General features: G+C 61.7%; 9 protein-coding genes and 1 pseudogene. 3 read left to right on the top strand and 7 right to left on the bottom strand.

Annotated features, from left to right (window positions below; translation table 11 throughout):
* The 7 genes from HV796_RS38960 to HV796_RS38990 form a co-directional block, all read right to left on the bottom strand.
* A partial coding sequence (locus HV796_RS38960) for a citrate/2-methylcitrate synthase (protein WP_281369984.1) occupies window positions 1–603 on the bottom strand: 603 nt, incomplete at its 3' end.
* Between the two features lie 96 nt (window positions 604–699).
* Window positions 700–972 carry an FAD assembly factor SdhE gene (locus HV796_RS38965; protein ID WP_175233123.1) on the bottom strand — a complete coding sequence of 91 codons (273 nt, stop codon included), beginning with the start codon at window positions 970–972 and terminating at the stop codon, window positions 700–702.
* 85 nt (window positions 973–1,057) lie between these two features.
* A complete protein-coding gene (locus HV796_RS38970) occupies window positions 1,058–1,759 on the bottom strand; it encodes a succinate dehydrogenase iron-sulfur subunit (protein ID WP_175233116.1) in 702 nt (233 codons plus the stop codon).
* Between the two features lie 31 nt (window positions 1,760–1,790).
* Complete coding sequence (gene sdhA, locus HV796_RS38975) at window positions 1,791–3,566, bottom strand: succinate dehydrogenase flavoprotein subunit (protein WP_175233117.1); 1,776 nt, start codon at window positions 3,564–3,566, stop codon at window positions 1,791–1,793.
* Between the two features lie 4 nt (window positions 3,567–3,570).
* Window positions 3,571–3,939: a succinate dehydrogenase, hydrophobic membrane anchor protein gene (gene sdhD, locus HV796_RS38980; RefSeq protein ID WP_175233118.1), complete on the bottom strand. Its 369-nt coding sequence runs from the start codon at window positions 3,937–3,939 to the stop codon at window positions 3,571–3,573.
* A gap of 3 nt (window positions 3,940–3,942) precedes the next feature.
* Window positions 3,943–4,359 carry a succinate dehydrogenase, cytochrome b556 subunit gene (gene sdhC / locus HV796_RS38985; RefSeq protein WP_175233119.1) on the bottom strand — a complete coding sequence of 139 codons (417 nt, stop codon included), beginning with the start codon at window positions 4,357–4,359 and terminating at the stop codon, window positions 3,943–3,945.
* Window positions 4,360–4,551: 192 nt separating this feature from the next.
* Window positions 4,552–5,352, bottom strand: a complete 801-nt coding sequence (locus HV796_RS38990; RefSeq protein WP_175233120.1) for a GntR family transcriptional regulator — start codon at window positions 5,350–5,352, stop codon at window positions 4,552–4,554.
* Window positions 5,353–5,949: 597 nt separating this feature from the next.
* Between HV796_RS38990 and HV796_RS38995 the strand changes: the two genes are divergently transcribed.
* From HV796_RS38995 to prpB, 3 genes and pseudogenes are all read left to right on the top strand, one after another.
* Complete coding sequence (locus tag HV796_RS38995; protein WP_175233121.1) at window positions 5,950–6,930, top strand: malate dehydrogenase; 981 nt, start codon at window positions 5,950–5,952, stop codon at window positions 6,928–6,930.
* A gap of 184 nt (window positions 6,931–7,114) precedes the next feature.
* Window positions 7,115–8,140: an HpcH/HpaI aldolase/citrate lyase family protein gene (locus tag HV796_RS39000; RefSeq protein ID WP_175233122.1), complete on the top strand. Its 1,026-nt coding sequence runs from the start codon at window positions 7,115–7,117 to the stop codon at window positions 8,138–8,140.
* Window positions 8,137–8,282: pseudogene (prpB, locus tag HV796_RS44810) on the top strand (methylisocitrate lyase); the annotation flags it as partial. The gene HV796_RS39000 and the pseudogene prpB, both read left to right, overlap by 4 nt.

The following is an 8,282-nucleotide window of genomic DNA, read 5'->3' on the forward strand; positions in this document are numbered from 1 at the left end:
GTTCGCGCTGTACGACAGATCGTTCTGCGGATACACGAACGGCTGGCCGATGCTGTACTTGTACGCCATCGCAACCAGCGTCGGCAGCTTCGCGATCATGCGGATTGCCGACACTTCGCGGTGACGCGGGTTATTGATGTCGAGCGAGTCGTGATAGAACGCGGACAGCGCGCCGACTGCCGCCACCAGAATCGCCATCGGGTGCGCGTCGCGACGGAAACCGCGGAAGAAGAACTGCATCTGCTCGTGCACCATCGTGTGATTGGTGACGGTCTTCACGAACTCGTCTTTCTGTTGCGCGTTCGGCAGTTCGCCCTTCAGCAGCAGGTAGCAGGTCTCGAGGAAGTCCGCATTCTGCGCGAGGTTGTCGATCGGAAAACCTCGGTACAGCAGTTCGCCCTTGTCCCCGTCGATGTACGTGATCGCCGAGTTGCACGACGCCGTCGACATGAAGCCCGGGTCATACGTGAACTTGCCGGTCTGGCCGTACAGTTTGCGAATGTCGATCACGTCCGGGCCCAACGTGCCCTTGTAGATCGGCATTTCAACGCTCGGCGAGTTGTCGCTGAACGATAGCGTGGCTTTAACATCTGACGGGGTCATAGCACATCCTCAATCGAAAGTAGGAAACAGGGTTTCGATAATTGCACGCCTTTTCGGCCACGCACGCCGCACGGTTCGAACTGGACATCAACCAGACTAGGCCGTCCGCAGCATGTCGAGGACCCGTTTGACGTCCGGGTCGGCCAGGTCGCCTTCAGGTTCCTTGCGGGCGAGCAGCAAGTCCATCAGGTCGTTATCGCTCAGCTCCAGCAAGCGCGTCAACGCGCCGACGTCCGCATCACTGAGGTCATGCTCATATCGGCTGAAAAAACGTTCGAAGATCAGATCGTTTTCCAGCAGGCCGCGCCGCGCGCGCCAACGTAGGCGTGCGCGGCGTAGGGGATCGGACTGATGTGGTGATCGGTCCATGTCAGTACGCGCAGGGCCGCTCCCAAGCGAACTGACCTCCCCCTCGGGGGGCAGCGACTGATAGGGAGCGTGGGGGTTACTCATATCAGACAGCGCGGCGCACCATCAATTCCTTGATCTTACCGATCGCCTTCGTCGGATTGAGGCCCTTCGGGCACACATCGACGCAGTTCATGATCGTATGGCAGCGGAACAGACGGTACGGATCTTCCAGGTTGTCGAGGCGTTCGCCGGTCGCCTGATCGCGGCTATCCGCGATAAAGCGATAGGCCTGCAACAGGCCCGCCGGACCGACAAACTTGTCCGGATTCCACCAGAAGCTCGGGCACGACGTCGAGCAGCTCGCGCACAGAATGCACTCGTACAGGCCGTCGAGCTCGTCGCGCTCTTCCGGCGACTGCAGGCGCTCTTTCTCCGGCGGCGGCGTGTCGTTGATCAGGTACGGCTTGATCGAGTGATACTGGTTGAAGAACTGCGTGAAGTCGCAGATCAGGTCGCGCACGACCGGCAGACCCGGCAGCGGACGCAGCACGATTTTATGCGGCAGATCGTTCAGGTTCGTCAGGCACGCGAGGCCGTTCTTGCCGTTGATGTTCATCGCGTCCGAGCCGCACACGCCTTCGCGGCACGAGCGACGGAACGACAGCGTTTCATCGACGGCTTTCAGCTTGACGAGCGCGTCCAGCAACATGCGTTCATGCTCGATTTCGAGCTCGTACGTCTGCATGCGCGGCGCTGCGTCCTGGTCCGGGTCGTAGCGGTAAACTTCGAAAATACGCTTGGCCATATTGTGGGTCCTTTGACGTGTGGCTTGCGCCTTAGAAGGTCCGTGCCTTCGGCGGCACCGATTCGACGGTCAGCGGCTTCATGTGAACCGGCTTGTAGTCGAGGCGATCACCTTCGCTGAACCACAGCGTATGGCGCAGCCAGTTATCGTCGTCGCGATGTTCATAGTCGCTCTGCGCGTGCGCGCCGCGGCTTTCCTTGCGAGCCTCGGCCGACACCATCGTCGCGCGCGCCGCTTCGATCAGGTTCGCCAGTTCGAGCGCTTCCACCCGCGCCGTGTTGAACACCTTCGACTTGTCCTTCAAGTGCACGTTGGCGACGCGTTCCTTCAGTTCATTCACCTTCTCGACGCCTTCGGCAAGCAGCTTCGACGTGCGGAACACGCCGGCGTGCGACTGCATCGACGCACGGATGTCGTTTGCGATCGCCTGCGTGTACTCGCCCGACGACGACGCTTCGAGCTTCGCGAGGCGTTCGAGTGCGCGGTCGGCCGCGTCGGCCGGCAGCGGCTTGTGCTCCTTCATTTCGCCCGCGCGCTTGACGATATGGTTGCCGGCCGCGCGGCCGAACACCACCAGGTCGAGCAGCGAGTTCGTGCCGAGGCGGTTCGCGCCGTGCACCGACACGCACGAGCATTCGCCCACCGCGTAGAAACCGTTGACCGGCTCCTCGTGATCGCGTGACGTGCCGACCACCTGACCGTGCATATTGGTCGGAATGCCGCCCATCTGATAGTGAATGGTCGGCACGACCGGGATCGGTTCCTTGATGCAGTCGACGTTCGCGAATTTCAGCGCGATTTCGCGGATCGACGGCAGACGCTTCATGATCGTCTCTGCGCCAATGTGCGACAGGTCGAGCAGCACGTGGTCCTTGTTCGGACCGACGCCGCGCCCTTCCTTGATTTCCTGGTCCATCGAACGCGAAACGAAGTCGCGCGGCGCGAGGTCTTTCAGCGTCGGCGCGTAACGCTCCATGAAGCGCTCGCCGTCCGCATTGCGCAGAATGCCGCCTTCGCCGCGCACGCCTTCGGTAATCAGCACGCCCGCGCCGGCCACGCCAGTCGGGTGGAATTGCCAGAATTCCATGTCCTGCAGCGCGATGCCCGAGCGCGCCGCCATGCCCAAGCCGTCGCCGGTGTTGATGAACGCGTTGGTCGACGCCGCGAAGATGCGGCCCGCGCCGCCCGTGGCGAACAGTGTGGTCTTGCCTTCGAGGATGTAGACGTCGCCCGTTTCCATTTCGAGCGCGGTCACGCCAAGCACATCGCCGTCCGCGTCGCGGATCAGGTCCAGCGCCATCCATTCGACGAAGAACTGCGTCTTCGCCGCGACGTTCTGCTGGTACAGCGTATGCAGCAGTGCGTGGCCGGTACGGTCAGCGGCTGCGCACGCGCGCTGCACCGGCTTTTCGCCGTAGTTCGCGGTGTGGCCGCCGAACGGGCGCTGATAGATCGTGCCGTCCGCATTGCGGTCGAACGGCATGCCCATGTGTTCAAGTTCGTAGACGGCATGCGGCGCTTCGCGGCACATGAACTCGATCGCGTCCTGGTCGCCGAGCCAGTCGGAGCCCTTGATCGTGTCGTAGAAGTGATAGTGCCAGTTGTCTTCGCTCATGTTGCCGAGCGACGCGCCGATGCCGCCTTGCGCGGCCACCGTGTGCGAACGCGTCGGAAACACCTTCGACAGCACGCACACCGACAGGCCCGCACGCGCCAGTTGCAACGACGCACGCATTCCCGAGCCGCCCGCGCCGACGATCACCACGTCGAAGCGGCGACGCGGCAGAGAATTTTTGATTGCAGCCATTCTTTTACACTCTCCAGAGAATCTGCGCGGCGTAGCCCGCACACGCGAGCAGCCAGACGATCGTCAGCGCCTGAAGGACGAGCCGCGTGCCGACCGGCTTGATGTAGTCCATCCAGATGTCACGAATGCCGACCCAAGCGTGATAGAACAATGACAGCAACGTGACAAACGTCGCGAGCTTCATCCATTGGGTCGCGAAGATCGACGCCCAGCCGTCGTATGAGAATGCCTGCGCGGTGAAGAACCAGACCAGCAGGATCACCGTGTAGATCGCCATGATCGTCGCGGTGATGCGCTGCGCGAGCCAGTCGCGCAGGCCATAGTGTGCGCCGACGACAAGGCGCTTCGAACCGATTCGGTTATGGGAGGACATTTTTTAGAAGGCTCCGAACAGTTTGAGCGCGAACGCGATGGTCAGCAGCGACGACACGACCAGCACGACGACTGACGTACTTTTGCCTTTTTCCTTCGACACCGCGTTGTGGTTGGTGTCCATCACGAGGTGACGGATACCGGCGCAGAAGTGAAACAGGAAAGCCCACGCGAGAACCAGCGTGATCAGCTTGACGATGATGTTGGAGAGAAAGACCTTGAAGACTTCGAAGCTGAGTTCGGAAGTGAGGCTTTGATCGAAGAGGTACAGCAGGAACGGAAGGAAGATGAAGAGCAGTGCGCCGCTGACGCGGTGCAAAATCGACACACGCCCCGCTAGTGGGAGACGATACGCCGTCAGAATCTGCCCGATACCGATGTTCCGGAATTCCGGCCTCGGTTTTTTTACGGCTTCAGCCATGCTAGACCCCTACTATGTAGTCACACTAATCCGCGATTTTAGCGCCTTTTCTTTCCGCGCTGCAGCGAACATCTGCTCAAGACTGCTTTATATCGGTGGCAATAAAGGCGATTCATCGTCCGCTTCATTGCCTGCTGCACAACCTGCTGCACAACACTTTGCAAGCAAGCTACGCCCGTTTTATCACTTGCATCAACTGAGATCGTTCTGATAGTAATAGCCGGTTGTGACATACCAACCACGCCGCACTTCGACCGGTCGATCGCCATACGTGTATGACACCCGCTCCACCGACAGTAGCGGAAAACCCGGCGGCACATGCAGCAGATCGGCAACCGCCGGGTCCGCCGCCACCGCGCGAATCTTCTCGGACGCGCGAATCATCCGCGTGCCAAACTCCGTTTCGAACATCGCGTAGAGTGGGCCTTTGTAATCGGACAGACGCTCGAGCGTAAGCCCGCGAAACACGCCACCGGGTAACCAGATTTCGTCGAGCACCGTGTCGTCGCCGTCGAACCGCAGCAGGCGCTTGATCAGCACGACCGGATCCGACGGCTTCAGGTCGAGTTGCCGCGCGATCTCCGCCGATGCGCGCAAGCGCCGGCATTCGAGCAGCTTGCTGATGTGCGGATGCTCGACGCCGTCATCGGCGAGTAATCTGAGGAAGCGAAACTGGGCGCGGTCTTCGTTGTGCGTTGCAACAAAGGTGCCTTTGCCTTGCCGGCGCACCAGCAGATTGTCGGCGGCAAGTTCGTCGATCGCCTTGCGCACGGTGCCTTGACTCACCTTGTAACGGGCGGCCAGTTCGACTTCGCTGGGGATGATTTCGCCGGGCTTCCATTCGCCGGATTCAAGGCTTTGTGTAATGATGCCTTTGATCTGCTGGTAAAGCGGACTGAACGTGGGCGACGAAGACGATGCGGAAGCAGGCAAGCCTTCGCCCGTGCCCGCCGGGCCAATCGGATTCGCGGAGCTCGCCTGGTTCGAATTCATTCGCGCATTTCATCATAAAGGGTCGCCTGGCGTCCACACATTTTGGGCTGATACTTATGTCTTATATAAGACATAAGATACTGTTGACTTTGTGTCCGCCCACTCCTACACTCCTTGTCGAGCAAGGGTTTGCGGGTAGTTTTCAGGTTACGCGCCAGCGGTGGAATGCAAGCGAAGGCGTAGTCTGGAATACCGTCCTGCGCACGTTGCGCCCCATCAGTCCAGCTTTCGATTCGCCTGCCGTCCGCCTCACGAATGGCCCCAGAAGGCCTCGAGCGGCCCCGCCCAACGGGCCCGACCACAGCCTCATGCGGCCTCATCGACGCTCGCCGAAATGCGCTATTGCAGGATTCGCAGGTCGCAGCGAGCCACGCGCGCTATCGCGCCGCGAGCGGTGTATCCGCGCTCTGCTCGGCAGTCTCGCCGTCCGTTGGCGGCCGGCGCGGCAGCCTGGTTGCAGCGCGTGGCAGGCACGTTTGAGTGCCACGCCGCTGCGCATAGAGTTCACCGTGTTTGCCACGCTTCGGGTAACGCGCATATAAAATGGCGTTTTCTCAAGCGTCTAACGCACTAACGCACCGTCCTGGAGATTTCTCAATGGCTAAGCCCGCAAAGCGCGTTGCCGTCACTGGCGCCGCAGGTCAAATCGGTTATTCCCTGCTATTTCGCATCGCCAATGGCGATATGCTCGGCAAGGACCAACCGGTGATCCTGCAGTTGCTTGACCTGCCGCAAGCGCAAGCCGCCGTCAAAGGCGTCGTGATGGAACTCGAAGACTGCGCGTTCCCGCTGCTCGCGGGTGTCGTGGTCACTGACGACCCGAAAGTCGCGTTCAAGGATGCCGACGTTGCGCTGCTGGTCGGCGCGCGTCCGCGTTCGAAGGGCATGGAGCGTAAGGACCTGCTGTCGGCCAACGCCGAAATCTTCACGGTGCAAGGCAAGGCGCTGAACGACGTCGCCAGCCGCGACGTGAAGGTGCTGGTGGTCGGCAACCCGGCGAACACCAACGCATACATCGCCATGAAGTCGGCGCCGAGCCTGCCGAAGAAGAATTTCACCGCAATGCTGCGTCTGGACCACAACCGCGCGCTGTCGCAACTCGCGGCGAAGTCCGGCAAGCCGGTCGCATCGATCGAAAAGCTCGCGGTGTGGGGCAACCACTCGCCGACGATGTACCCGGATTTCCGCGTCGCAACCGCTGAAGGTCAATCGCTCACGAAGCTGATCAACGACGACGAATGGAACCGCAACGTGTTTATCCCGACGGTCGGCAAGCGCGGCGCGGCGATCATCGAAGCGCGCGGCCTGTCGTCGGCGGCATCGGCAGCCAACGCGGCAATCGATCACGTGCGTGACTGGGTGCTCGGCACGAATGGCAAGTGGGTGACGATGGGCATTCCGTCGGACGGCTCGTATGGCATTCCGGAAGACATCGTGTACGGCGTGCCGGTTACTTGCGAGAACGGCGAGTACAAGCGCGTCACGGGCCTCGAAATCGACGCCTTCTCGCGCGAGAAGATGGACGGGACGCTCAACGAGTTGCTCGAAGAGCGCGACGGTGTCAAGCACCTGCTGTAAGCCGGCCCTTGGAATCAACCGGGACCTCGTTGCAGCGCGGCGGGTTCCGGTTTTTTACATGCCGGGTTGATCAGGCGAAGGCTGCGTTGCGTGACCTTCGCCTCTGATTCGAATCTGCTTTGGAGCCCCAGAGTGCGTTCGAATAGACCTTTCCAACTAGAAACCACGCTTTTTGACGCCGAGAATGCGCGCCCTCACCCCCGCCGAAGTGCTGTTTGAAGGCGAAGCGCCGCCGACCGTGCTACCTGCCTGCGATCACTACGCCGGCAGCGAGAAGCTGATGCTGAAATCGCTCGCGCTGCAGCAGGAGCTCGGGCCGGTATTCGACGTCACGCTCGATTGCGAAGACGGTGCGCAGGTCGGACGCGAGACTGAGCATGCCGAACTGGTCGCATCGTTAGCCGGTAGCGAGCACGACCGGTTCGGCCGCGTCGGCGTGCGGATTCACGATTTTCATCACCCGCATTGGCGCGACGACGTGCGTGTGATTCTGCGCGCGGCAAAGCGGGCGCCGGCGTATATCACGCTGCCGAAAGTCCGCAGCGTGCCGGACGCCGCGGAAATGTGCGCGTTTATCGAAGCGACGCGCCGCGAGCTAGGTATCGCACAGCCGGTGCCGGTGCAATTGCTGGTCGAAACCCATGGCGCGCTTGCGCGCGCCTTCGATCTCGCCGCGCTGCCCGGCGTCGAAGCACTGAGCTTCGGCCTGATGGACTTCGTATCGGCGCACGACGGTGCGATTCCCGATACCGCGATGCGCTCGCCAGCGCAGTTCGATCATCCGCTGGTACGGCGCGCGAAGCTCGAAATCGCCGCGGCTTGCCATGCGCACGGCAAGGTGCCGTCGCATAACGTGTCGACCGAAGTGCGCGACATGAGCGTGGTCGCGAACGACGCCGCGCGGGCGCGCAACGAATTCGGCTACACGCGGATGTGGAGCATCCATCCGGCGCAGATTCCCGCGATCGTATCCGCGTTCGCGCCACGCGACGACGAAATCGCGACCGCCACTGAGATCCTGCTCGCCGCGCAGGCCGCGCAATGGGGCCCGACGCGCCACCGGGATACATTGCACGATCGCGCGAGCTATCGCTATTACTGGTCGGTGCTGCGCCGCGCTCGCTCGACTGGGCGTGCGGTGCCGGCCGAAGCGGCGTCGCTGTTCGCCAATACCGCCGGGGCCGCCCATCCGCAAGGAGCCGCATCATGAGCAACGCTGCAAGCCAATCGGCAGGCGCGGCTTTCCGCGCCGCAGTCGCCGAAGAGAAACCGCTTCAGGTGGTCGGCGCGATCAACGCGAATCACGCGCTGCTCGCACAGCAGGCGGGCTTCAAGGCGATCTACGTGTCCGG

The organism is Paraburkholderia humisilvae, assembly GCF_902859855.1.
In the GTDB taxonomy this organism is placed as follows: Bacteria; Pseudomonadota; Gammaproteobacteria; order Burkholderiales; family Burkholderiaceae; genus Paraburkholderia; species Paraburkholderia humisilvae.